This is a genomic window from Chloroflexus islandicus, from assembly GCF_001650695.1.
GTDB lineage: Bacteria > Chloroflexota > Chloroflexia > Chloroflexales > Chloroflexaceae > Chloroflexus > Chloroflexus islandicus.
On the sequence record NZ_LWQS01000114.1, the window covers coordinates 111,125 to 134,900 of the forward strand.

The 23,776-nt window shown below is 62.5% G+C and carries 20 protein-coding genes; 13 read left to right on the forward strand and 7 right to left on the reverse strand.

Annotated features, from left to right (window positions below):
- Nucleotides 1-169: 169 nt before the first annotated feature.
- The 3 genes from A6A03_RS21125 to alr form a co-directional block, all read right to left on the reverse strand.
- On the reverse strand, nucleotides 170-535 hold the full coding sequence (locus A6A03_RS21125) for a PIN domain-containing protein (RefSeq protein ID WP_425394396.1): 366 nt from the start codon (nucleotides 533-535) through the stop codon (nucleotides 170-172).
- Nucleotides 536-614: 79 nt separating this feature from the next.
- Nucleotides 615-893: a hypothetical protein gene (locus A6A03_RS19230; RefSeq protein ID WP_172812341.1), complete on the reverse strand. Its 279-nt coding sequence runs from the start codon at nucleotides 891-893 to the stop codon at nucleotides 615-617.
- A gap of 290 nt (nucleotides 894-1,183) precedes the next feature.
- On the reverse strand, nucleotides 1,184-3,616 hold the full coding sequence (gene alr / locus A6A03_RS19235) for an alanine racemase (protein WP_066791490.1): 2,433 nt from the start codon (nucleotides 3,614-3,616) through the stop codon (nucleotides 1,184-1,186).
- A gap of 1,126 nt (nucleotides 3,617-4,742) precedes the next feature.
- Here alr and A6A03_RS19240 point away from each other — a divergent pair.
- The 4 genes from A6A03_RS19240 to A6A03_RS19255 all read left to right on the forward strand — a co-directional run bounded on the left by A6A03_RS19240 (nucleotide 4,743) and on the right by A6A03_RS19255 (nucleotide 9,480).
- Nucleotides 4,743-5,684 (forward strand): DMT family transporter, encoded by a 942-nt coding sequence (locus A6A03_RS19240; protein WP_066791491.1) that lies wholly within the window; start codon nucleotides 4,743-4,745, stop codon nucleotides 5,682-5,684.
- A gap of 46 nt (nucleotides 5,685-5,730) precedes the next feature.
- Complete coding sequence (locus tag A6A03_RS19245; protein ID WP_066791492.1) at nucleotides 5,731-6,810, forward strand: dipeptide epimerase; 1,080 nt, start codon at nucleotides 5,731-5,733, stop codon at nucleotides 6,808-6,810.
- Between the two features lie 163 nt (nucleotides 6,811-6,973).
- Nucleotides 6,974-7,555 (forward strand): ANTAR domain-containing response regulator, encoded by a 582-nt coding sequence (locus A6A03_RS19250; RefSeq protein WP_066791493.1) that lies wholly within the window; start codon nucleotides 6,974-6,976, stop codon nucleotides 7,553-7,555.
- A 797-nt stretch (nucleotides 7,556-8,352) separates the two neighbouring features.
- Nucleotides 8,353-9,480 carry a sugar phosphate nucleotidyltransferase gene (locus tag A6A03_RS19255; protein ID WP_066791494.1) on the forward strand — a complete coding sequence of 376 codons (1,128 nt, stop codon included), beginning with the start codon at nucleotides 8,353-8,355 and terminating at the stop codon, nucleotides 9,478-9,480.
- A 98-nt stretch (nucleotides 9,481-9,578) separates the two neighbouring features.
- Here the strand turns inward: A6A03_RS19255 and A6A03_RS19260 are convergent, their stop codons facing one another.
- Entirely contained in the window at nucleotides 9,579-10,553 is a 975-nt protein-coding gene (locus A6A03_RS19260; RefSeq protein ID WP_066791495.1) for an ABC transporter ATP-binding protein, read from the reverse strand.
- Nucleotides 10,554-10,888: 335 nt separating this feature from the next.
- Entirely contained in the window at nucleotides 10,889-11,944 is a 1,056-nt protein-coding gene (locus A6A03_RS19265) for a glycosyltransferase family 4 protein (protein ID WP_066791497.1), read from the reverse strand.
- 786 nt (nucleotides 11,945-12,730) lie between these two features.
- Here A6A03_RS19265 and A6A03_RS19270 point away from each other — a divergent pair.
- The 8 genes from A6A03_RS19270 to A6A03_RS19305 all read left to right on the forward strand — a co-directional run bounded on the left by A6A03_RS19270 (nucleotide 12,731) and on the right by A6A03_RS19305 (nucleotide 21,108).
- The gene (locus A6A03_RS19270; RefSeq protein WP_066791499.1) at nucleotides 12,731-13,519 is read left to right on the forward strand and encodes an ABC transporter permease; all 789 of its coding nucleotides are present in this window, start codon (nucleotides 12,731-12,733) and stop codon (nucleotides 13,517-13,519) included.
- 708 nt (nucleotides 13,520-14,227) lie between these two features.
- The gene (locus tag A6A03_RS19275) at nucleotides 14,228-14,797 is read left to right on the forward strand and encodes a hypothetical protein (protein ID WP_066791501.1); all 570 of its coding nucleotides are present in this window, start codon (nucleotides 14,228-14,230) and stop codon (nucleotides 14,795-14,797) included.
- Nucleotides 14,798-14,809: 12 nt separating this feature from the next.
- Nucleotides 14,810-16,594 (forward strand): threonine--tRNA ligase, encoded by a 1,785-nt coding sequence (gene thrS, locus A6A03_RS19280; protein WP_066791503.1) that lies wholly within the window; start codon nucleotides 14,810-14,812, stop codon nucleotides 16,592-16,594.
- Nucleotides 16,595-16,743: 149 nt separating this feature from the next.
- Nucleotides 16,744-17,172 (forward strand): YtxH domain-containing protein, encoded by a 429-nt coding sequence (locus A6A03_RS19285; RefSeq protein ID WP_066791504.1) that lies wholly within the window; start codon nucleotides 16,744-16,746, stop codon nucleotides 17,170-17,172.
- 169 nt (nucleotides 17,173-17,341) lie between these two features.
- A complete protein-coding gene (locus A6A03_RS19290; RefSeq protein ID WP_066791505.1) occupies nucleotides 17,342-18,529 on the forward strand; it encodes a competence/damage-inducible protein A in 1,188 nt (395 codons plus the stop codon).
- Nucleotides 18,529-19,254, forward strand: a complete 726-nt coding sequence (locus tag A6A03_RS19295) for a DUF4013 domain-containing protein (protein WP_245669066.1) — start codon at nucleotides 18,529-18,531, stop codon at nucleotides 19,252-19,254. Before A6A03_RS19290 ends, A6A03_RS19295 begins: the two co-directional genes overlap by 1 nt.
- A 597-nt stretch (nucleotides 19,255-19,851) precedes the next feature.
- On the forward strand, nucleotides 19,852-20,514 hold the full coding sequence (locus A6A03_RS19300) for a DUF4013 domain-containing protein (protein WP_066791506.1): 663 nt from the start codon (nucleotides 19,852-19,854) through the stop codon (nucleotides 20,512-20,514).
- A 12-nt stretch (nucleotides 20,515-20,526) separates the two neighbouring features.
- Nucleotides 20,527-21,108, forward strand: a complete 582-nt coding sequence (locus A6A03_RS19305) for a CDP-alcohol phosphatidyltransferase family protein (protein WP_066791507.1) — start codon at nucleotides 20,527-20,529, stop codon at nucleotides 21,106-21,108.
- Nucleotides 21,109-21,132: 24 nt separating this feature from the next.
- On the opposite strand, the gene msrA is transcribed toward A6A03_RS19305, so the two are convergent.
- Nucleotides 21,133-21,669, reverse strand: coding sequence for a peptide-methionine (S)-S-oxide reductase MsrA (msrA, locus tag A6A03_RS19310; protein ID WP_066791508.1), 537 nt, complete (start codon nucleotides 21,667-21,669; stop codon nucleotides 21,133-21,135).
- 70 nt (nucleotides 21,670-21,739) lie between these two features.
- Nucleotides 21,740-22,306, reverse strand: a complete 567-nt coding sequence (pth, locus tag A6A03_RS19315; RefSeq protein WP_066791510.1) for an aminoacyl-tRNA hydrolase — start codon at nucleotides 22,304-22,306, stop codon at nucleotides 21,740-21,742.
- Nucleotides 22,307-22,463: 157 nt separating this feature from the next.
- Here pth and A6A03_RS19320 point away from each other — a divergent pair, with 157 nt between their 5' ends.
- The gene (locus A6A03_RS19320; RefSeq protein ID WP_066791512.1) at nucleotides 22,464-23,660 is read left to right on the forward strand and encodes an aminotransferase class V-fold PLP-dependent enzyme; all 1,197 of its coding nucleotides are present in this window, start codon (nucleotides 22,464-22,466) and stop codon (nucleotides 23,658-23,660) included.
- Nucleotides 23,661-23,776 lie beyond the last annotated feature (116 nt).

Here is a 23,776-nt window from a genome sequence, read left to right on the forward strand (position 1 = left end):
GAACCGGCCACGGGGAATTTTTTACCGCAGAGAACGCGGAGGGCGCAGGGCGGAAAGTCTCTCATCCTCCGCGTCCTCGGCGTCCCCTGCGGTAACACACTGGCATGCAAATTCGCCGGCTCGCCGCGCGCCGTCCGGCGCGGTATCAACGCTCACGCTCCCGTGGCATTCACCCATCGCTTGGCCCGGCTTCCTCGCCGTTGCGCTGTGATAGGAGCGCAAGCAATGCTGTTGGGGAGAGGATGGCGATCGCTGATTCCGGATATCCAGCAGGGTCACGGGTCACAATTGTATCGAGCTGCGCATGCAATGCGCTCGCTAGTTGCACCGCATCTTCAAAATCGGGCGTAGGCAGGGTGAGCGCCGTTCGCAACACCGCGTCATCTATCGTGGCAATCCGGCATTCGCGCACCAAACCCGTCACAACTTGTTGGGGAGTGCAATCCCGCGCAGCTTGCGTGCGATGTAGAAGATATTGATCGGCGTGATTGCCGAGACATACGCGACGAAACGGCTCTGACGCTGCGCTTCCCACAATTAGGCCGCCGCCTCGGCAAACGGCGCGCGATTGAGGAGGAAGTCTAACACGACGTTGGTGTCGAGCAAGACGTGCATCACTGATACTTGGTCATAAGATACTCGGTATACGCCTGCTGCAGCTCAGCATCAGTCGGGCTCGGCGCATCGCTCGCCAGCACGCCGCGCCAGAGGAGCGATGCTGTTGGCGGCGCAGACGGCGCCGGTTGAGCCAGTGTCACACGCAAGAGCCGGGTCATCTCTTCCAACAACAGCAGTTGTTGGTCGAGCGGCCACTGCCGGATCTCGTTGACAATCTCGTGGTAGCGCATCGCCATGCCTTCCCGCGCATCGGATTGATGAATGGAACAGAGCAATCTTCTTTCATCATTATACCGTATCAGGTCCTTGCCGGTTCCCTTCCTCGTTGCCGGGAAACAGTGCAGCCATTGCCAGCGCTGCGCTGGCGGCGATGCCGCGGGCAAGGGAAGGGCGTAGGGCCGCAAAGGACACTAGCCTCCCTCCGCAGAATATGATCGACTGCAGGGATAGCCACAAAAAGACACAAAATACACAAATAAAAATATACATTTTTGTGTTTTTTGCGTTTCTTTGTGGCTATTTCTGTACCGCATGGAGTGCGGCAGTTTGACTGCCGCACTCTATATTAAATCTCACGCGGCACACGCGGCAAGATGCCGGTCAACACTTCGTAACTGATTGTGCCCAGCCAGCCGGCGATTTCATCCACCCATATTGCATCATCACCCTGCCGCCCGATGATCGTCACCGTATCGCCGCGCTGTACTCCCGGAATATCAGTGACATCAACCATGATGTAGTCCATGCAGATGCGCCCGACGATGGGGGCGCGGCGACCGCGAATCAGCACCTCGCGCCACGGCGGCGACCGGCGGAGGCCGTCGGCGTAGCCAACCGGGATGGTGGCGATGCGCGCTGGACGCGGGGTGACGTAGACGCCGCCGTACGAGATCGGTGTGCCGGCGGGGTGGGTACGCACTTGGGCGACTTCGCTGTAGAAGCTAAGGGCCGGGCGCATGCCGGGCAAGAGCGGTGCATCCGGGCTAGGGGCGAGGCCGTAGCAGGCGAGACCGGGTCTCACCATGTCGAAGCGCGCGGCTGGGAAGCGCAACGTGGCGGCGCTATTGGCAGCATGGACGATTGGCGGGCGCAAGCCGGCGCTGGTGATCGCGGTGAGGATGGCCTGAAAGCGGGCCAGTTGTTGGGTAGTTGGCGCAGGATCGGCTTCGTCGGCACGGGCGAAGTGGGTGTAGAGACCAACCGGCTCGATGCCGGGACGATCGCGGAGCCGGTGGAGAAACGGGCCTACTTCGGCAGACGGCAGTCCCAGCCGGGCCATGCCGGTGTCGGCTTTGATGTGAACCCGCGCAGGCCGGCCTAGTTCCGCCGCCGCAGCGCTGAGCGCCTGTGCGGTGTCGTCGTCAAAGAGTGTGATCATCAGATCAAGCCGGATCGCATCGGCAACCTGCCACGGCGGGGTATAGCCCAACACCAGAATCGGCGCGTTGATGCCTTGGGCGCGTAACGCGCGCCCTTCGCCGAGCGTTGCGACGGCCAGCGCTTCCGCTCCGGCAGCTAACGCCGCCCGCGCTACCCGCGCAGCGCCGTGACCATACCCATCGCCCTTGAGCACGACCATCAGCGGCACGCCGGCGTGGGTGCGGAGAGCGCGGACGTTATCGGCAATGGCGGATAAATCGAGATGCACCCACGTCGGACGGCCCGGATCGCCAATCCGCACACTGCGCCATGCCGGTTCTTGCCGCACCAGCGCACGTTCGGGCGGATGATCGGCGGCGAGCAGCGGCGCGATCACCTGTTCGAGCCGTTCGCCGGCGCTGCCCGACACCAGCACCAGATCGTCACTGCCTCGATCGGCGGGCAGCGCTGCCCGCGCCGCGTCGTTAGTGTCCACGACGTGGATGCTCGCCGCCGGATTGGCAAGGCGTGCGGCGTGGGCCATCGTCGCCGCGCCGTTCCCCTTCAGCACGAGGTAATCGGCGCTCTGCGCCGCCTGCGCACCGAGTTCGGTCAAGATCGGGGTTGGGTCAATGGCTGGCAGTTCGGTAGGCGTACCCAACACCGCAATCCGTCGCCGCGCCGGCAAAGCGGCCAGTGTCTGCAACGCGGCGCGCATCGCCAGCGGCGTGGCATTGAAACTATCGTCGAGGATCGTCTCGCCCTGTGCTCCCGCCAAAGGCCGCAGGCGTCCTGCCGGCGCTTCGAGCTGGGCCAACGCCTGCTGAATCGCTTCCGGCGCCACTCCGTACACCCGGCCCACGGCTACCGCCGCCAGCGCCGCCGCCACGCCGGGAGGGCCGAGCAGCGGGGTAGTGATCGCGAGTTCGCCTTCGCTGCTCTGGGCAATGAACGAGACGCCATCACGCCGGTAAGCAATCGCCGTCGCGCGCACGTCAATCCCGTTCGCACCAGTGTAGCGGAACGGCTCGGCGGCAATGAGCAGTTGGGCGCCTTGCTCAGCTACCCATGCCGCCATTGTTGGATCGGCGGCGGGCGTGATCACAGCAAGATGGGGCGGAAACGCAACCGCAAGCGGGGCAAGGTGCTCGCCGGCGAATTCGAGCACTGCATAGCGATCACCGTCACGCAGGCGGGCGAGCGCAATCGGCAACCCCAACAGCGAATTGAAATTACGCCGGCTTTGGAAGGTAGCGGCCTGCTGGCTCAGCACAGCGGCAATCGTGCGCCGGGCAAGGGTCTTGCCGATCCCGCCGGTCACAGCGATCACAGTGGGATGCAGCGCGCGCAAGCGGGCACTAGCCCAGCGCAACAACAACGCCTGCGGATCGGGGCAGACGATCACCGTCGCAGTGCCAGCATCGTGGGGCGGACGGCTGCACAGCACCCCCCGCGCGCCGGCAGCAATCGCCGCCGGAATATAGTCGTGGCCATCGGCCCGTGCCGTGCGGAGAGCGATAAAACACTCACCGGCATTGGTCAAACGCGAGTCGTAACTCCAATCGGTGAAGGTATCGGTATACGTCGGGCCGGCCAGCGCGCCACCGGCGGCGATCAGATCAGCGAGATCAATGGGCATAGCAATGCTCCTGAGGTCAACGAATGCACGTGCCAATATTACATTGCGAGCCGCCGCAGGCGGCGAAGCAATCCCCCACGAGCACGGGACGCTCCCACTCAGCCGCCGTTCCCGCTCCCCTTTGTCCTTGCGAGCCGCCGCAGGCGGCGAAGCAATCCCCCACGAGCACGGGACGCTCCCGCTCAGCCGCCGTTCCCGCTCCCCTTTGTCCTTGCGAGCCACAGGCGGCGAAGCAATCCCCCACGAGCACGGGAGGGATGCCCTGAGCGGTTTGTTCCGCTGAAGCAGGAGATTGCTTCGGTCGCGCGCCCCCCAGCGCTGCTGGGGAGCGCCGCTCCCTCGCAATGACAAACCGACCCTGTCCTTGCGAGCGGAGCGCAGCGCAGCGCAGCAATCTCCTCCGCGCACGGGACGCTCCCGCTCAGCCGCCGTTCCCGCTCCTCACTGTCATTACGAGCCGCCGCAGGCGGCGAAGCAATCCCCCACGAGCACGGGAGGGATGCCCTGAGCGGTTAGTTCCGCTGAAGCAGGAGATTGCTTCGGTCGCGCGCCCCCCAGCGCTGGGGGACGCCGCTCCCTCGCAATGACAAACCGACCCTTTCCGTGCGATCGGAGCGCAGCGCAGCGCAGCAATCTCCTCCGCGCACGGGACACTCCCCCTCAGTCGCCGTTCCCGTTCCTCACTGTCATTGCGAGCCGCCGCAGGCGGCGAAGCAATCTCCTCTGCGCACGGGAGGGATGCCCTGAGCGGTTTGTTCCGCTGAAGCGGGAGATTGCTTCGGTCGCGCGCCCCCCAGCGCTGCTGGGGAGCGCCGCTCCCTCGCAATGACAGGCGACCCTGTCCGTGCGAGCCGCCGCAGGCGGCGCAGCAATCTCCTCCGCGCACGGGATGCTCCCGCTCAGTCGCCGTTCCCGTTCCTCACTGTCATTGCGAGCCGCCGCAGGCGGCGAAGCAATCCCCCACGAGCACGGGAGGGATGCCCTGAGCGGTTAGTTCCGCTGAAGCGGGAGATTGCTTCGGTCGCGCGGGCAGCGCAGTGCGCTGCCTCTACACCCCCTCGCAATGACAGCAGGACACCCCGCCGCTTCGTTTATGGCTCAATCAACCTTTGCTATAATACCCGTTATGAGCAATTCATCTGCCACTGCAACTGCAACCCGCGCCGGAGTCTCGTGGCTCTGGTTGGTGGTTGCCCTCTTTGCCCACACCGGCTGGGGCGCCTACCCGGTGCTAGCCCGCTATCTCCAGACGATTAGCCACTTACCCAGTATGGCGATTCTCAGCCTTGGCAATGCGCTCGCGCTGCTTGTCTATCTCCCCTTTGCCTATCGCCACGTTGACCGCAAGGTGTGGGTGACGCCGATCATTTGGCTGTTTGCGCTGGTGGTGAGCGTGCGCGCGATGACGAACTTGACCTCGGCGCGCTTTACGCTGGCGATCTATGTGCAACTGATCACGCTGCTCACCCCGTTGATCGTCGCGCTGCTGAGCAAGCTCTTCTTCCGCGAGCGGCTGCCGCCGTTTACGTTGCCTGCTATCGCGCTCTCGATCGTTGGCTCATTATTGATGATGAGCGGCGATGTCGCCAGCGGTACGGTTTTGCGCTTGACGGCGAGCGATCTGCTTGGCATCGCGATTGCCTTTGTCTCGGCGTGTGCGCTGGCGCTCTATATGATACTGGTGCCGCGCGCAACCGGGGCGGGCAAGGTGCGGGCCGAAGCGATGCTGGTGATTCAACTGATCGCGCTGACGGTCACTTGCGGCGCGATGAGCGTGCTTTTGGGCGAGCCATGGCAGCGGTTTGGCGAGATTGGCCCATACGATTGGGCGGTGTTTGCCGCGTTCGTGGTCTTTGTGTTGTTGGGCGCGAACCTCGGCCAGATTGTGGCCCTGCGCCAACTCGGTGCGCCGCTGGTGAGCAGTACGATGGGTTGGCGGCTGGTGAGCGCGCTGGCGTTGGCTGCCCTGCTGCTCGGCGAGCAGTTGCAGAGTATCTGGCAGGTGCTGGGTGCGGTGATTGTGTTGGTGACGATTACGGTCTATCTGCGCCGGCAGTATCGGGTGTGAGGGGGAGACACGAATTTACAAGTTGTGGTGTAGCAGAGAGTAATCTATGACGACCACCATCCGCGCTTTGTCGGTAACGCCGCTCGATATTCCGTTGCATAGTCCGTTTGGCATTGCCGGCGGCGCGCAAGACGTGGCCCGCAATCTGCTGGTGACGGTCGAACTGGCAAACGGCATCCGCGGTTACGGGGAAGCGGCCCCCTTCCCGGCGTTTAACGGCGAGACACAGGCCGGCGCGCAGGCGGCGATTGAGGCGGTGCGTTCGGCGGTAGAGGGTGCTGACGTGCGCGAATGGCGGGCCATTGCCTGCCAGTTGCGCGAGCAGATCGGTAGCTACGGCTCGGCCCGTTGCGCCATCGAGACGGCGGTGCTCGATGCCCTCACCCGCCATTATGGGTTGCCGCTGTACGTCTTCTTTGGCGGCGCCGGCCATATGCTCGAAACCGATATGACCATCACCACCGGCACGGTCGAAGCGGCGGCGCTGGCGACGCTCGATATTCTCGATCGAGGCATTCGCCAGATCAAAGTCAAGATTGGCGGCAGCGAACTGAGCCACGACTTAGCCCGTATTACCGCTATCCGTGCGATTGCTCCCGACGCGCCGTTGATCCTCGATGGCAACGGCGGCTTGACCGCCGAGGCGATGCTGGAATTGCTCGGCGCGTTGCGCTTGCAGCAGATCGTGCCGGCCTTGGTTGAACAGCCGGTGCCTGCCGACGATTGGGCCGGCATGCGCCAACTAGTGCAGTGGGGCGGCGTTCCCATCGCTGCCGATGAGACGGCTGCCAGCGCGCTGAATGTGTTGCGCATCGCTCACGAGCGCGCGGCGCATGTGATTAACATCAAATTGATGAAGACTGGTGTAGTCGAGGCGCTCGAAATGGCCGCCATTGCCCGCGCTGCCGGGTTGGGGTTGATGATCGGCGGCATGGTTGAGTCGATCCTCGCTATGACCATGTCGGCTCACTTCGCCGCCGGTCTCGGCGGCTTCCGCTTCGTCGATCTCGACACACCCTTTTTCCTTGCCGAGAATCCCTTCGAGGGCGGTTTTGCGCTGCGAGGTGGGACGATTGACCTCAGCCACATCACTGCCGGCCACGGAGTCGAACCGGCGAACCCGTAACGGGTACGTCTCTACAAATTTCCCCTATCTTTCATTGTGCAATTCTGCCATAGCATTCACTGCTGCCAAAGCGTATACTTGAAGTTACATTGACACATCGCATTGATGCCACCTGCGCGTCGCACTGTTGCGGCGGCGGGTGCTTATTGTTTCGGGAGCACGCATGGCAGCGCGACTCTTGATTGCTGATGATGAATCGTTGATCCGGATGCACCTGCGCGAGACGTTGCTCGCGCTCGGTTATTTGATCGTTGGCGAAGCGGCGGACGGGCAGCAAGCGGTGGCAATGGCGCGCCAGATGCGGCCTGACTTGGTGTTGCTTGATTACAAAATGCCGCATCTTGATGGCTTAGAAGCGGCGACCATCTTGTGCCACGAAGGGTTAGCGCCGGTGATCCTGCTCACAGCCTCGGCGTCGCGGGAATTGGCCGAACGAGCGCGGATGGCCGGCGTCTTTGGCTATTTGACCAAACCCTTCCGCGATGCTGAGTTGATGCCGTTGATTGAGGTGACGCTCGCACGCTGGCAGGTCTATCAAGCGCGCCGCAATGAGGTTATTGCATTGCGCGACCGGCTCGAAACCCGCAAAGAGATTGAGCAGGCCAAGGGTGTGCTGATGGATCTGCACGGTCTCAGCGAAGCGGAAGCCTTCCGCCGCATTCAGCAACTGGCGATGCGCAATCGCAAGACGATGCGCGAAGTGGCGCAGGCGATTTTGCTGACCCGCCAGTTGGCAGGTGGATAGGGGCGTTTACCGCAGCGAGCGCAGAGGGCGCGGAGGAAGGGGCACAAGCGCGCTTGTATCCTTTCCAACAAACCCTTTGCGCTCTTTGCGTTCTCTGCGTCTTTGCGTTTTCTCACCGCTGCGTGCTCGGCGCCTTGGCATTGGTTTTGCCCCCACCCCTTTCCCCTCCCCCGCTGGGAGTTCAAGGGCGGACAGAACGTTTGTCAGGAACCCGGCCCTGAAGGGCCGGGCTAGGGGGCATCAGCCCGCTGCGCGGGCTGATGCCCCCACCCCTTGCCCCTCCCCCGCTGGGAGTTCAAGGGCGGACAGAACGTTTGTCAGGAACCCGGCCCTGAAGGGCCGGGCTAGGGGTACGAAGCCCGCTGCGCGGGCTGTTGGCCCTCACCCCCAGCCCCTCTCCCGCTGGGAGTTCAAGGGCGGACAGAACCGCTGATCCGGCACCCGGCCCTGAAGGGCCGGGCTAGGGTTACAAAGCCCGCTGCGCGGGCTGCTGGCCCTCACCCCCAGCCCCTCTCCCGCTGGGGGAGGGGTGCGGCGGGGAGGAATGAGCACAGAGGCAAGTGAAAAGACGGAGCGCGAGCGAGCTCGTATCCCTCCCCACTAAACCCTCTGCGTCTTTGCGTGCTCTGCGCCTTTGCGTTTCCCAACCTTTGCGCTCTTTGCACCCTCTGCGCCTTTGCGTTTCAACCCTCTGCGCCTCTGCTTCCTCTGCGCCTTCACCACAATTGCGGTTTGGCAAACAAATTCCACAGGTCATGGTATCCTGAAGCCGGATCGATCCGTTCAGGGAGGAGATCATGCCTGCTGCTCGCCACGCAGTCATTCTGGTTGCCGGCGCCTCTACCCGCACGCGGCCACTGACCGAACACCGTCCGAAGCCGTTGATCCCGCTGCTCGGCCAGCCGCTGCTAGCCCATATCCTCGATGAACTGGTTGGGTTGGTAGAGCGGGTGACGCTGGTGGTCGGCTATCGAGCCGATCAGATCATCGCCGCGTTTGGCGATTCGTATCGAGGGATGGCGCTGCGTTACGTTCATCAGACGGTGATTAACGGTACGGCTGGCGCATTGCTAGCCGCCGAACCGATTGACGAACCATTTTTGTTGCTCTATGGCGATAATTTGATTGACCGCGCCGATGTGATTGGCGTGAGCCAGCACCGCTACGCCGTCGCCGGGTTGCGTGTCGCCGATCCGCGTTCGTTTGGCGTGCTCGATGTGCAAGATGGGCTGGTGTACCGGATTATCGAGAAGCCGGCCAACCCGCCGGCAGATGCGCTCGCCAACCCCGGCATTTACCATTTCGATGAGGCAGTATTTCCGTTATTGCGCCAAATCATCCCTTCGCCGCGCGGCGAACTCGAATTGACCGATCTAATCGCGTTATTGGCCAATCAGCACCCAGTTGCCTGCCACATCTGTACCGGCCACTGGATTCCGGTCGGCACACCGTGGGAAGCCTTGCTGGCGGCGCGGTTTTTGCTGGCGCGGTTGGCGCAATCACGGATTGCACCGACTGCGCGGATTGACCCGGAGGCGGATATCGAGGGGGTGGTGGTGATTGGCGAAGGTGCGGTGATCGGCCCGCAAGCGAAGATCGTTGGGCCAGCCGTGATCGGCCCGCGGGTGGTAGTCGGGCCGGGGGCATTGATTATTGCGTCGGCGATCGAAGCCGGGGCAACGATCGGCAGTGGGGCCATGGTAGGCGGATCGGTGATCGGCAGCGAGGTGATGGTTGGCGCTGGCGCGATGATCAGCCATTCGTGGATCGACGACCGGGCACAGATTGGGCCGCATGCCGTGCTCGCCGCTCGCGAAGATACCAGTGTCCAGCCGGTAGCGGTGGTCAACGGCGTGTTGTCATTGACCGACATGCGCACCCGCGGCGCGATTGTCGCCGCCGGCGAGGTGGTGGCGGCGGGGTAGGGACGACGCATGCGTCGTCCCTACCCCGCTTGGCCGGACGCCGCACCGCCGTGCGGCGCGACTAGGTCGTTTCCGCACACGCATCGCACGCGGCGTCTCTACACCGGTTGGCCAAAGACCTCGCCAATGATCTCTTCGATCGGCGGCTCGGCGATGTTGATATCGGCCACCGGTAACTCGGCCAGTAGGCGAGCGCCGGTGCGAGTAGTGTCGTGGCGGGCAACCTTCAATTCGACCTCAAGCCCGTCGACGCGCTGCACCTCGCCGTAGCGGGCCAATGTCTCGACCGGCACCGGCTCGCTCAACACGAGATGAATAATCTTATGCGGCGCGACCTGCTCGACCATGCTCTGCAAGTTGCCATCGTAGAGCAAGCGTCCGTGATTAATCACGATCACCCGCCGGCAGAGAGCGGTGACGTCGGCCATATAGTGGCTGGTCAGCAACACCGTCGCGCTGTAGCGCCGGTTGTATTCGGCGACAAACTCGCGCACACGGGCCTGCATCGTCACATCGAGACCGATGGTCGGCTCATCGAGGAAGAGCACCTTGGGTCGGTGAAGCAAGGCTGCCGCCAATTCGCACTTCATCCGCTCACCTAAACTCAATTTGCGCACCTGCTTATTGAGCAAGTCACCGAGTTCAAGCAGGTCGATCAGCTCATTGAGCGTGCGCCGGTACTCGTCAGCGGGCACCTCGAAGATCACCCGATTGACTTCAAAGGTCTCGATCGCCGGCAGATCCCACAGCAGTTGCTGCTTTTGGCCCATCACCAGCGTAATCTGCTTGAGGAACGCGGTCTGGCGATCAAACGGCGTAAACCCCAGCACCCGCACTTCGCCGGCGGTCGGATGGAGCAGGCCGGCCAGCACCTTCAGCGTTGTGGTCTTGCCGGCGCCGTTGGGGCCAAGAAACCCAACCATCTCGCCGGAAGCGATCGTGAAGTCAATCCCATCCACCGCCTTCACCGTCTCGTAGCGCCGGCGCACGAACGCGCGCAGTGAGCCGGCGAGTCCGGCCTCTTTGCGATGGACTTGGTAGTATTTGCGCAGGCCGCGCACTTCAATCGACATAGGGTTCTTTCTTGCTGAACGCAGGGGCGACCACAGCTTGCGTTGCTGATACGATTGTACTACTCTTTGCGAGCGCAGCCATCTCTTGCTCCCCCGCTGTCATTGCGAGCCGCCGCAGGCGGCGAAGCAATCTCCCCCGAGCACGGGAGGGCTGCCTGCACTCCTCCCGCTCCCCCGCTGTCATTGCGAGCCGCCGCAGGCGGCGAAGCAATCTCCCCCGAGCACGGGAGGAATATCTGACCGGTTGCTCCCGCTGAAGCGGGAGATTGCTGCGGTCGCGCGCCACCCAGCGCTGCTGGGTGCCGCCGCTCCCTCGCAATGACAGGAAAAGCCGCTCACCACCCCCGCGTCACGTCCAAAAACCGTTCCGCCACCCGCATCCAGTCGAAGCGGGCAACGTATTCGCGGCCAAACGCGCCGTATCGCTGGCGCAGGGCCGGATCGGCCAGTAGGGTGGTCAATGCTGCGGCCAAGGCCGGTACATCGCCGGGCGGAACCAACAGACCCGCCTCACCGTGGGGCACCACTTCGGGGATGGCGGCGGCGGTGGTGGCGATGACCGGCAAGCCGGCGGCCATCGCTTCAAGAAAGACAATGCCGAACCCTTCTTGCACGCTGGGCAGGCAGAAGAGATCGGCGCGGTAGTACCACGCCTTTACTTCATCATCGTCGGGTACCGCGCCGAGCAAGCGGCAGGCCGATCCCAAGTTCAATTCGGCGGCCAGCGCGCGCAGGGTATGGTGTTCTGGCCCATCGCCAATGATCACCAATTCGGCGGCGGGCAGATGTTGCCGCACCTGCGCAAAAGCGCGGATCAGGTCGGCGATGTGCTTGCGCGGATATTGGCGAGCTACGCAGAGAATGGTCTGGCCGGCGCCACGCGGCAGCGGCATCGGCCATGCCGCCAGATCGATCCCTTCCGGCACCAGCCGGATGCGCTCGGCTGGCACGCCGTAGTGGTGCTGGATGCTGCGCCGGCAATAGTCGCTGGTGGTGATGACCAATGGCGCGCGACGGGCATTGATCCGCTCTAGCCGCGAGAGCAGCCAGAGCAGGCGGCGCACATTGCCGCGCTCGTGTTGCAGCTCTTCAGCAATCACTCCTTTCACGCTGCACACATACGGCGTGGTGACGCGCCCCGCTACTAATACGCCGTCAATATCCACGCCGACGATCAAGTCGTAGGGCAAGGCGCGCAAAAGTGCAGGAACGTACAGATTAAACAATAGCCGGCGCAGGGTGAGGTTCGGCGGCCATGCCACCGGCGGGGCAATGCGGGCAACGTGATGGCCGTGAGCGCGGAGGGCGCGGCCCAAGCCGCCGATTGCAGCGGCGGTGCCGCTGCCTTCGGCTACCTGCTGAAGCCACGAGTCGAGAAACGCGATGCGCATGGGGTCTCCGAATGCAAGAGCGATACCGTTTCTATCATAATCCAAAGTGGGGGAGTTGTCTGATACAATACGGCCACCGAGAGCACAGAGGACGCGGAGGGAATGGCCACAAAAAGACGCAAAAGGCACAAAAAATAAACGGGAGAGGGCCGAGTTTTTTACCGCCGAGGACGCCGAGAGCGCAGTGGGAATAGCCACAAAAAGACGCAAAAGGCACAAAAAATAAACGGGAGAGGGTCAAGGGGTGGGGTAAGTTCTTTACCGCCGAGGGCGTCGAGAATGATCCCAATCCCAAACCCCTTTGCGCTCTCTGCGTCCTTTGCGCCTTTGCGTTGTCATCCTGTGCGGCTTTGCGTTGACGCCCTCACCCCCTGCCCTCTCCCGCCTCACGGCGAGAGCGGGGGAGCCGCTGGATAACGGGCCAGATATTGCGGGAGCGGAATGTAGCAGCGCCCCTCTCCCGCTGGCGTGGGAGAGGGGATGGATGTGAGGAGACACCGGCGCAGGACGGGCAGCCAGCTATAGTCTTTTTGCCTTTGCCCACCGTTCGCGCCACACTCATGATGCGGACACTCCTGTCATTGCGAGGGCGCGCAGCGCCCGAAGCAATCTCCCGCTTCCGCGGGACGGATGCCTGCACGGACTGAATAGAACGCCCCTCTCCCGTGTTACGGGAGAGGGGCTGGGGGTGAGGGTAAATGAGCTCATCACAAAGCCATCAACAACCTCTACGCGCATGTGTCATCCTAAAACCGCAATCGTTCTTGTACTGATAGCGACAGTCTTATGCCAGCCAAATTCGCCGTCTTAATGCGCGCGGCATGGGCCGATGCCCTCGCCTACCGCGCCCAACTCTTCATCTGGGTCATCACCGGTATGCTGCCGCTGATCATGCTGGCCGTCTGGCGCACGCTAGCCGGCGATGGCGTGATCGGCGGCTATGCCAGCGATGATTTTGTCGCCTATTTTGTCGGTGCGCTCTGCATTCGCCAACTGACCGGGGTCTGGATCATCTGGGATATGGAGCGCGACATCCGCTTGGGTGAGTTGTCGCCGCACCTGTTGCGCCCAGTGCATCCGCTCTGGCGCTATCTGGCGATGGCGCTGGCCGACAAGCCGCTGCGCCTGATTATGGTCGCGCCGATCGCGCTGATCGCCGCCATGATCGCTCCCGGCGCCATCCCCCGGCCCGATCCGCTCAGTTTGGCCGCCTTACCGCTCGCGATTGCGCTGGCGTTTACGGTCTACTTCCTCAACCAGTGCTGCATCGGCGTGCTCAGTTTTTGGTGGACGCAAGTGCTGGCATTGCAAGATTTTTGGTTTGGAGTTTATGCCTTCAGCAGCGGCTACCTGATTCCGCTCGACCTGTTGCCGCCGCCGGTGACGGCCGTGCTGGCGTGGCTGCCGTTCCGCGCTATGCTGGCCTTCCCGCTGGAGCTGCTGTTGGGCCGGCTCGATCCGGTGGCGATTGCGTGGGGATTCGCGCACCAGATCGGGTGGGCAGTGCTGTTGGGGTTGTTGCTGCGCTGGCTGTGGCGCGAAGGGGTGTCGCGCTACAGCGCAGTAGGGGCGTAATGCACTGGGAAGAATAGCCACAAAGAGACACAAAATGCACAAAATTTTTAACATGTTGCGGCTCTTGCGTCTTTTTACGGCTATTCCTCATCGCCTGCACGCCGGAGGAGCATAGCCACCAAGAGACACAAAATACACAAAGATTTCTTTTTAACATGTTGCGGCGTTTGCGTCTTTTTGTGGCTATTCCTTATCGCCCGCACGCTGGAGGAGAATAGCCACCAAGAGACACAACATGCACAAACATCGTTTTTGCGGCTCTTGCGTCTTTTCGCGGCTATTCCATATTATCCGCTCACTGGGAGAAGAATAGCCACCAAGAGACACAACATGCACAAACATCGTTTTTGCGGCGTTTGCGTCTCTTGCGGCTATTCCTCCTTGACGCGCCGCCCGCTTCGCGCTACCATGTCAACCGGTTAGATAGCCAAAAGCGCCGACGAGGACGAGTAACCCGGTTCCGGCCACAGGGAGGGCGCGCCGCGACTGAGAGCGCGTCTGGCGATGGGCCCGGTGAAAACCCCCTCCGAGCGGCTCCCGGAACGCTGCGCGCTAGTATGGGAGCACGGGATTCGCCCGTTATCGCGACCAATGAGGCGTAACGCCGCCGTTTGGCGTTGCGTAAACACAGGGTGGAACCACGAAGCAGCTCTTCGTCCCCGTGCGGGCGGAGAGCTGTTTGAGTTATGTCGCCTGCAAGGAGTGACTATGCGTTCTTCCGCGCGCCGGTTGCCGGCGCGACGCCGTGAGACGAGCGGGTGCGCCGGCCAGTTGGCCCGGCTTGGGGTGGGGTTGCTGATGATTGCCGCGCTCTACCTGCTGCTGGCCCGTCCCCAACTCAGTACTGCCCTTGGTCGCAGCATCGCCGACCTGCTCGCGCCACCCGTTGCGACAACCAATGCGCCGTTGCCCGACTTGATTGCGGCATTGCCTTCCGGTGAAGTAACGGTCAGCGAAGCCGAGATCAACGGCTACCTCGCCGGGATCGACGCGGTGTTACCGGTTGAAGCCGCCAGTGTGCGGTTGGTCGCCAATCGCGCCATTGTAACGGTGCGCGCGTATGGTATGACCAGTGTGGCCAGCACTGGCCTAACGGTGCGCGATGGCCGGGTGGCAGCGGTTGATCCGCAGATTGAGGGGCCGCTGGCGGCGCTGGTTTCGGCCAATGATCTGACTGCTGCCCTCAATGAACGGCTCAATGCCGAGTTGCTCCAGCAGGGCCGCCAGATTGTTGCGGCGCGGATTGATGATGGTATGCTAACGATTGTGTTGAGGTAAAGGAGTTCAACCATGCCGGTCGATCCCAAGAGCGATCCGTACTATCGTCTGCGCCATTCGTTGGCCCACGTCATGGCGCAGGCGGTGCTTGAAATCTTTCCTGACGGCAAAGTGGCCATCGGGCCGCCGATTGAGAATGGCTTTTACTACGATTTTGACCTGCCCCGCCCGCTGACGCCGGAAGATCTGACCGAGATCGAACAGCGGATGAAGCGGATTATTGCCGGGAATCATCCGTTTATCTACCGCGAGGTGAGCGCCGAAGAGGCTCGCCAGCTCTTTGCCAACCAGCCCTACAAGCTCGAATTGATCGAGGGGTTGGCGAAAGGGTTGGACGAATACGGTGAGACCCATCACGGCGATACGGTCATCTCGACCTACCGCCAAGATACGTTCGAGGATCTCTGCCGCGGGCCGCACCTCAACCATACCGGCGAGATCAATCCCGAAGCGTTTAAGCTGATGAGCATCGCTGGCGCCTATTGGCGCGGCGATGAGAAGAATCGCCAGTTGCAGCGCATTTACGGCACCGGCTGGAACACCAAAGAAGAGCTGGAAGCCTATCTGCACCAGTTGGAAGAGGCGCGCAAGCGCGACCATCGCCGTCTGGGCAAGGAATTGGGCCTGTTCTTCTTCTCTGACGACATTGGCCCCGGTTTGCCCATCTTTACGCCCAAAGGCGAGATCATCCGGCACGAGATGGAGAAGTTCGTGCGCGAGGTGCAGACCCGCTACGGCTATCAGCACGTCTGGACGGGCAATGTGGTGAAGGAGCAGCTTTACCGCAAGTCGGGCCACTACGACAACTATCGCGACAGCATGTTCCCGCCGATGGTTGAGAGCGAGGATCTGGTCTTCCGGCTGAAGCCGATGAACTGCCCGAGCCACATGACCCTCTACAACCAGCTTGGCGTGATCAGCTATCGCGATTTGCCGCTGCGCTTCGCCGAGTTTGCCACCCTCTACCGCTACGAAGACAGCGGTGCATTGAGCGGGTTGACGCGGGTGCGGGCCTTGACCCAAGACGACTGCCATATCTTTTGCCGGCCTGACCAGATTCAAGAGGAGTTTAGCCTTGCTCTGCAAGTGATCCGTGAGGTGTTGGGAACTTACAAGTTCACCGATTACAAGGTGCGCTTGTCGCTGCGCGGCAAAGAGGGCAAGTACGTGCAAGACGACGAAAAGTGGGAGCAGGCGACGGCGGCCTTGCGCGCGGCGCTGGAAGCCAACGGCGTCGAGTATTTTGAGGCCGAGGGCGAAGCGGCCTTCTACGGCCCGAAAGCCGACTTCTTGGCCCGCGATGTGTTGGGGCGCGAGTGGCAATTGAGCACGATCCAAGTCGATTTCATCCAGCCGGCCCGCTTAGGCTGCGAATACATCGGCGAAGACGACAAGCCGCACACGCCGGTTGTTTTGCACCGCGCCGTTACCGGCACCACCGAGCGGTTTATGGGGGTCTTGATCGAGCACTACGGCGGCGCGTTCCCGCTCTGGCTGGCTCCGGTGCAGGCGGTCGTCATTCCGATTACCGACAAGCAGATGGAGTACGCGCGCAAGGTGCGCCAGCGCCTCTTCGCCGCCGGCTTGCGAGTAGAGCTCGACGACAATCGCGATCGGATGCAAGGGAAGATCCGGCGGGCACAGTTGCAGAAGATACCTTATATGCTTATAATCGGCGCCAGAGAGGAAGCTGCTGATGCTGTCGCCGTCCGTACCCGCGCTGGTGAAGATCTTGGCGCAATGCCGGTCGATGCCTTCTTGGCCCGCGCATTGGAAGAGATCCGCACCCGCAGTTAGGTCGCAGGCGTAGGAGCAAGTGAGTGATTCACCCCTCTCCCCGCAAGCGGGGAGAGGGATAACGTGGGGAGCGAGCGATGCGCAAGTGGTTGAGAGCACCCGCTTCACCGACAGGTTCTACCCATCCTGACAAGTTGAGGAGCACGCCGATGACCGTTGAGAACGACGCGATCGCCGAGGTTGCGCGCCGTTTCGCCGAGTCGATCCATGCCGAACGCGCCGCTACGCTCGAGGCGCTGGCCGCCGAGCGCGAAGCCGCCCAACGCCTCTTGGCCGCGTTGCGCCGCGAACACGAACGCCAAACCGCTTCGGCCACCGGCGCGTTTATCGCCGGATTGCTCATCGGCGCTGCCGTCGGGGTCGCAGCAGTTGCGCTGCTCAACCCGCGTTCGGGCCGTGATATCCGCCAGACACTCGCTGCCCGCGCCAGCGTCACCCGCCAGTCATTCGCTGAACGATTGCGCGCTGCGATCGCCGCCGGCCAGCGCGCTGCCGCCGAACGCGAACAAGAGCTGTGGCGCGAGTATCGTAAGCGGATCAACGAACCGCCATCGTCCGATCCATCGACGACGCCGTAAGGGCGACGCATGCGTCACTCTCAGCGCCGCGCCCCCCGTGTAAGGGCGACGCATGCATCGCACCCGCGCCGCGCCCGCACCGCGCCACAGCGTAAGGACGACGCATGCGTCGCCCCCGCGCCGCGCCCCAGCGTAAGGGCGACGCATGCGTCGCCCCATAAGGAGAACTATGGACGCTGAAATCATCGCGATCGGCTCAGAACTGCTGCTCGGCGTTACCATCGATACCAACAGCGCCTACCTTGCCCGCCAACTGGCCGCTGCCGGCGTGAACGTCTATCGCAAGACGGTGGTCGGTGATAACGCCGCACGGATCGAGCAGGCCGTGCGCGAAGCGCTTGACCGGGCCGATCTGGTGATTTGCACCGGAGGACTTGGCCCAACCCTCGATGATGTGACCCGCGAAGCGGTGGCGGCGGCGTTCGATCGTCCGCTTGAGTTTCATCAAGAATTACTCGACCAGATCGCCGCGCGCTTTGCCGCCATGAACCGCCCGATGAGCGAGAGCAACCGCCGGCAGGCTTATGTGCCGGCAGGCGCGCGCGTGATCCCCAACCCGCGCGGCACTGCCCCAGCCTTTCTGGTCGAAGACGCGCGCGGCACGGTGATCGTATTGCCCGGCGTGCCGAGCGAAATGCGCTATCTGTTCGAGACAGCGGTGATTCCCTATTTGCGCGAGGAACGAGGCATCACTACCGTGATCCTTGTCCGTACCCTCCACGCGGTTGGCTTAGGCGAGAGTGTGATCGGCGAACGCATTGCCGATCTCATGCAGCAGGCCAATCCGACCGTCGGCATTTCGGCCAAGCGAGCGCGCTACGAGTTGCGCATTGGCGCTCGCGCCGAGAGCCAAGCCGAAGCCGAAGCGATGATTGCCCAGACCGAGGCGATCATCCGTGAGCGCCTCGGCCAGTACCTGCTCGGCGCCGAAGAGTTGCCGGTGGTCGTGGCCCGCTTGCTGCGCGAACGAAACCTCACGCTGGCGCTGTACGAAGGGATCATCCAAGCGCCGGTGTTGCATGCCCTGCTCGCCGCGCCAGAGATTGAGCAGCGGCTGCGCGGGGTCGAGATCCATCCGCTTGACCGGCCAGCCGACGAGCAGGCCGCGTCAGATTTGGCTGCCGCCGGCGCGTCTACCGTGGCCGACCACTGGCAGAGCGATCTGGCGTTGGGTGTGCAACCGGCTAGCATACCTAATGAACAGGGCTTTACGGCGGTGGCCTTTGCGCTGGTGACGCCAAACGGCGAACGGCGCTTGACCCGCCCCTTCGACCTGCGCTCAGCCGAGGGCCGTGAGTTTATCGGCACGGCGGCGCTCGATCTGTTGCGCCGCTATCTGGCCGGGGAGCCAGAGTAGTGTACGCGCCGTTGCCTTCACCGACCACCTTACCGGCTGCCGTTGCGCTGATCTGGCGCGATCCGGCGTGGTGGCGCAAATGCTTGCTCCACGGTGCGCTGGCAATGACGATTATCGGCTTGCCGCTGGCCGTAGGCTTTATCATGGAGAGCTACGACAATACCCGGCGCGGCTTCCCCATTCCGCTGCCGCCGTGGCGTGATTGGACGCTGCGCGCCCTAACCGGCATTTTCGCCTTGTTGATCGATCTCGCCTTTTTTGTGTTGCCGCTCATGGTCGGCGGCTTGGCGCTGGGTTGCAGCGGCTTGGCGCTCGTGTTGACGGCGCAGACCGCGCTGCTTGAGCCAATCACCGCCAGTATTGTGGCGCTGATAGGATTGGTCTGGTTGTGCTTTTTGCTCATCGGCGTTGCGCCGGTTGGCCGCCTCATCTTCGCCGAAGAGGGCCAGATCGAGCGTGCCCTCAGCATCGAGACGGTACGGCGCGCTTTGCAGCCGCCTTACCGGGTACACTTTTGGCGCGCGCGCTTGGCCAGTCTGGCGGCGTATCTGCCGGCAGCGGTGATTGCAGCCCTGACTGGCTGGTTGATCACGAACAATGCGCCGCTGCTGCTCATCATCCTTACCGGCTGGCTGTTATGCAGCGCCGGCGTCTTCGCTCAACTGGTTGGCGCGCAACTGTACGTTGCCGCTGAACGGCAGGCGCAGCGGGAGCTGCGCGCATAACCCGCTCGATTATGGTACAGTAGGGTTGCGCGAATGCGGTAGGTACACGCTGATCGGTCTTTCGCTGAAGTGGGAGATTGCTTCGGGCGCTGTGCGCCCTCGCAATGACAAAGGGGGGCGGTGTCATAGCGAGCCGCGCGAAGCGCGGGTTCAGTGCGCTGAGGTATGACATGCGCTGAAGCAATGACCGCACAGGTGCGATGCGCGTGACTATGGAGTGCGGCAGTCCTCCTGCCGCAGATACCAAGGTACTGGACGGCGGCAGTGAAACTGCCGCACTCCATACAACGCACCGGCTGTCATAGCGAGCCGCGCGGAGCGCGGCGCAGCAATCCCCCGTGGGAGCGATCGGCTTAGGCATTCAGGACGCTGAAGCGGGAGATTGCTTCGGTCGGGCGGCACCCCGCATAGCGGGATGCCGCCGCTCCCTCGCAATGACAAAGGGGGTTGCGCCCCCGCGCAATAACAACGGATTGCGTGTCTGTACACTGATAGAGGGACTTACATTCCTACATAAAGAGCCGTGACGCAAGCCGTAATAGTTGATAGCGCATTCCTCACGCGCGCACTGCGCGATAACCACATCGGAGCGCCTGCATGAATCTGACTCGCGCCTTTAGCTTTGTGTTCGATGACCCTGATTGGTGGCAAGTGGTAGTCGTGGTCGGCCTGTTGCAACTGGTGCCCATTATCGGCCAGATTGCCGCGTTGGGTTGTATCTTGTATACTGCCCGCGCCGTCGCTAGCGGGAGCGACCGCCCGCTGCCGCGGCTCAATCAGTTCGGCGCTGTCTTCAGCGAGGGATTGTACGGCGCGTTCATCTATATCGTCTACTACCTGCCCATATTTCTGATCATGTGTCTCTTTATATGCCTGATCGTGGGGGTGGTGGTCGCAACCGGCAATAATGAACCGCCGATCGGGATTTTGATCGGTTTGGTACTTTGCCTGAATCTCCTGCTGGTGCCGTTGGCGCTGATTACCCAACCGTTGCTGATCGTGGGCAGCGGACGCTACGTACAGACTGGTTCTGCCGGCGCGGCATTGCAGTTGGGTGAGGTGTTTGCACTGCTGCGGCGCAATCCGGCTGAGTGGCTGGTGCTGTGGTTGCTCTCGATCTTGTGCAATTTCGTCGCTGGCCTTGGCGCCATCATCGTGTTCTTTGGCATCTTATTCACAACCGCTTATGCTGCGCTTGTCTTCGGCCACCTGCTAGGGCAAACCGTTCGTCAGGTTTCGTCATCGCCGTCGTTGTCGTAAGAGGAGGAGGCTATGGCGCTCCGTGATCTCATCGAACCGCGAGAACTCCTCTACCCCTCGAATCTGCTCACGATCAGCCGGTTGCTGCTCTTGCCGGCGACGATCTACTATATGCAGCGCACCGATCGGCGCGAACGGGCATTGCTGTTGCTTGCGATTACGATGATTACCGACGCGCTCGATGGCCCGATTGCCCGCCGGCGCGGCGAGGTCTCGAAGCTGGGCCAGATTCTCGACCCGATTGCCGATAAGGCGCTGATCGACTCAGCGGCGGTGATGCTCTCGCGCACCCGTGGGTTTCCGTGGTGGGCTACTGGGTTGCTTATCTTTCGCGATGTTGGGATTCTGCTGGCGGGCTTGATTGTGCTGCGCCGGAAGGCGCAGATTACCACTGCCGAGAGCAGCGGCAAGCTCACGACGCTGGCGATGACGATCGTCGCCCTGCTCTACCTTGCCGGCGGCCCGCGCTGGGGCAAACCCGCGCTCTACGCGGCGTTGGTGCCGTTTAGCTTGTCGTTTGTGCAGTATGGCTGGCGCTTTATCCAAATTATGCGCGACGAGCCGGGCGATGCTGAACGCAAAGACGCAATGTAACCCATTGCGCCTTTGCGTTTATCGCTAGCGCGCCACCTTCGTGGCGAACAGCTTGTGGAACTTGGCCACTTTGGGCGCAACCACAAATTGGCAGTAGGGCTGGTAGGGGTTGCGCGCAAAATACTCTTGGTGATAATCCTCGGCAGGGTAGAAGGTAGTGGCCGGCACGATCTCGGTCACGATCGGATCGCGAAACACCTGTTGCTCGCTCAATTCCCGCACCAATTGCTCGGCAATCTGCCGCTGCTCGTCCGAATGGTAGAAGATCGCCGAGCGGTACTGGGTGCCGACATCAGCCCCCTGCCGGTTGAGCGTGGTCGGATCGTGAATGCTGAAGAAGATTTCGAGCAATTCGCGATAGCTGATTTGGCTGGGGTCAAAGCGAATTTGCACCGCTTCGGCGTGGCCGGTGTCGCCATCGCATACCTGCCGGTAAGTCGGGTTGGGGACGTGGCCGCCGGTGTAGCCTGAGACCACATCTTGCACGCCGATCACCTGATCGTAGACCGCTTCGAGACACCAGAAGCAACCGCCGGCCAGCGTGGCCGTTTCGAGAGGCATACCAGTCTCCTTCTCGTGAAATGTACTGCTCTCTCTGTAGTCTACCGCAGGTTGGCGGTTCATGGGAGGATCACAACGGATTGTACCGGTTCATCGCCGCGATCAAGCCCTCGCCCAACACCACTTCAACCGCATCAGCGATGCGCGCCAGCAGATCAGGCAGCGCCGCCTCTTCTTCCGGCGTAAACCGGCTCAACACATAATCGGCGGCGTCCATCTTGCCCGGCGGCTGGCCAATGCCCACCCGCAGCCGGGGGAATTCGGTCGTACCCAGTTGGCCGACGATCGAGCGCATACCGTTATGGGTGCCGGCGCTGCCCCGCTCGCGCAGGCGCAGTTTAGCGAACGGCAGATCGAGATCGTCGTAGATCACCAGCAATTCGCGCGCCGGGTCGATCTTGTACCAGTTGCGCAACGCCGACACCGCTTGCCCGCTCAGGTTCATGTAGGTCTGCGGTTTGACCAGCGCCACCCGTTGCCCGCGAATGTTGCCCTCGGCAATCTCACTGTTGGCGCGCTGGTTACGAAATGTGAGCCCATAGCGTTCAGCCAGCGTCTCGACGCTGCGAAAGCCGATATTATGCCGGGTGCGCGCATACCGCTCCCCCGGATTACCCAACCCAACAATCAACCACATCGCTCATCCCTCTTGTACGGGCACAACACGCTGTGCCGCTACAGGTTCCCGCCGTCGCGCCATGGTAGAAGCGGTTGCGCTGCCCGTCAACCCGCTTGACGAAATGCCGTTTCCGGCGAACATGGCTGCAATTGCTTTGATTCGATAAGGATGTGTTATGGCCGCTCCGACCCTCTCGCTGCCGTTGCCCACTCTCGCCGAACAGTTTCTGCTCCGGCGCGATATGACCTTTCTCAACCACGGCAGTTTTGGCGCTTGCCCGCGCCCAGTGTTCGATATCTTCCAACAATGGCAGCGCACCCTTGAATCGCAACCGGTCGAGTTTCTCGGTCGCCGGTTGCCCGATCTGCTGCGCCAAGCGCGCGCCCAGTTGGCGGCGTTCATCGGCGCGCCGGCAGAGGATCTGGTCTTTGTGCCGAATGTGACCTACGCGCTCAATATTGTGGCCCGCTCGATCGGGTTGCAACCGGGTGATGAGGTGTTAGGCATCACTCACGAGTACGGCGCGATTGAACGCACGTGGCGCTATGTGTGTTTGCAACGCGGCGCAACCTACGTTAACCAGCCGGTTGAGCTGCCGGTGGCAACGCCTGCTGAGATTGTCGAACAGATTTGGCGTGGCGTGACACCACGCACCCGCGTGATCTTGCTCAGCCATATCACGTCGCCGACCGCTATCATTATGCCGGTGGCTGAAATCTGCCGGCGGGCGCGCGCCGCCGGGATCCTCAGTGTGATCGATGGCGCGCATGCTCCCGGCCAGATCGATCTCAATCTCGCCGAGCTAGGGGCCGATTTTTACGGCGGCAATTGCCACAAATGGCTGTGCGCGCCGAAGGGGGCCGGCTTTCTCTACGTGCGGCCCGAACACCAAGCTAGCCTTGAGCCGCTGGTAGTGAGTTGGGGCTGGCAACCGCCCGATCCGCTCCAAGGCAGTTTTCTGGCTTACCCGGAAGGCCGCCCGCTGCAAGCCTACTACGAGTGGATGGGCACCGATGATCCATCGGCGTTTCTCGCTGTGCCGGCAGCGATCGAGTTTCAGCGCCAACATCACTGGCCGGCGGTGCGGCAGGCCTGCCACAAGCTGTTGCAAGCCGCTTCCCAACAGATACTGGCGCTGAGCGGCTTGCCGCCGCTGACTCCCGACGACGAAGGTTGGTGGGTGCAGATGCGCGCGCTGCCCTTGCCGCCGTGCGATCCGGCGCAGGTGCAAGCCCGCCTGTGGCGCGAGTGGCGGGTCGAAGTGCCGTGTTTCAACTGGGAAGGCCGCCCGTTGATCCGGGTCTCGGTGCAGGCGTATAATGCCCCGGCAGATATTGAGCGGCTGGTGGCGGGGTTGCGGGCAGTGTTGTGAGCGGTTGAGGGAAATTGCCCTCCTCGCTCTCCCCCGCTGGGGGGATCAGCCCCCACCCCTCGCCCCTCCCCCGCTGGGGGAGGATGTGCCCCCACCCCTCGCCCCTCTCCCGCTGG

Coding starts and splice junctions, on each gene's coding strand:
- A6A03_RS19275 (WP_066791501.1), top strand. CDS start 14,228: ATGCGTTCTTCCGCGCGCCGGTTGCCGGCGCGACGCCGTGAGACGAGC.
- A6A03_RS19320 (WP_066791512.1), top strand. CDS start 22,464: ATGGCCGCTCCGACCCTCTCGCTGCCGTTGCCCACTCTCGCCGAACAG.
- alr (WP_066791490.1), bottom strand. CDS start 3,616: ATGCCCATTGATCTCGCTGATCTGATCGCCGCCGGTGGCGCGCTGGCC.
- A6A03_RS19245 (WP_066791492.1), top strand. CDS start 5,731: ATGACGACCACCATCCGCGCTTTGTCGGTAACGCCGCTCGATATTCCG.
- A6A03_RS19265 (WP_066791497.1), bottom strand. CDS start 11,944: ATGCGCATCGCGTTTCTCGACTCGTGGCTTCAGCAGGTAGCCGAAGGC.
- A6A03_RS19305 (WP_066791507.1), top strand. CDS start 20,527: ATGGCGCTCCGTGATCTCATCGAACCGCGAGAACTCCTCTACCCCTCG.
- A6A03_RS19260 (WP_066791495.1), bottom strand. CDS start 10,553: ATGTCGATTGAAGTGCGCGGCCTGCGCAAATACTACCAAGTCCATCGC.
- msrA (WP_066791508.1), bottom strand. CDS start 21,669: ATGCCTCTCGAAACGGCCACGCTGGCCGGCGGTTGCTTCTGGTGTCTC.
- pth (WP_066791510.1), bottom strand. CDS start 22,306: ATGTGGTTGATTGTTGGGTTGGGTAATCCGGGGGAGCGGTATGCGCGC.
- thrS (WP_066791503.1), top strand. CDS start 14,810: ATGCCGGTCGATCCCAAGAGCGATCCGTACTATCGTCTGCGCCATTCG.
- A6A03_RS19270 (WP_066791499.1), top strand. CDS start 12,731: ATGCCAGCCAAATTCGCCGTCTTAATGCGCGCGGCATGGGCCGATGCC.
- A6A03_RS19300 (WP_066791506.1), top strand. CDS start 19,852: ATGAATCTGACTCGCGCCTTTAGCTTTGTGTTCGATGACCCTGATTGG.
- A6A03_RS19285 (WP_066791504.1), top strand. CDS start 16,744: ATGACCGTTGAGAACGACGCGATCGCCGAGGTTGCGCGCCGTTTCGCC.
- A6A03_RS19240 (WP_066791491.1), top strand. CDS start 4,743: ATGAGCAATTCATCTGCCACTGCAACTGCAACCCGCGCCGGAGTCTCG.
- A6A03_RS19255 (WP_066791494.1), top strand. CDS start 8,353: ATGCCTGCTGCTCGCCACGCAGTCATTCTGGTTGCCGGCGCCTCTACC.
- A6A03_RS19250 (WP_066791493.1), top strand. CDS start 6,974: ATGGCAGCGCGACTCTTGATTGCTGATGATGAATCGTTGATCCGGATG.
- A6A03_RS19290 (WP_066791505.1), top strand. CDS start 17,342: ATGGACGCTGAAATCATCGCGATCGGCTCAGAACTGCTGCTCGGCGTT.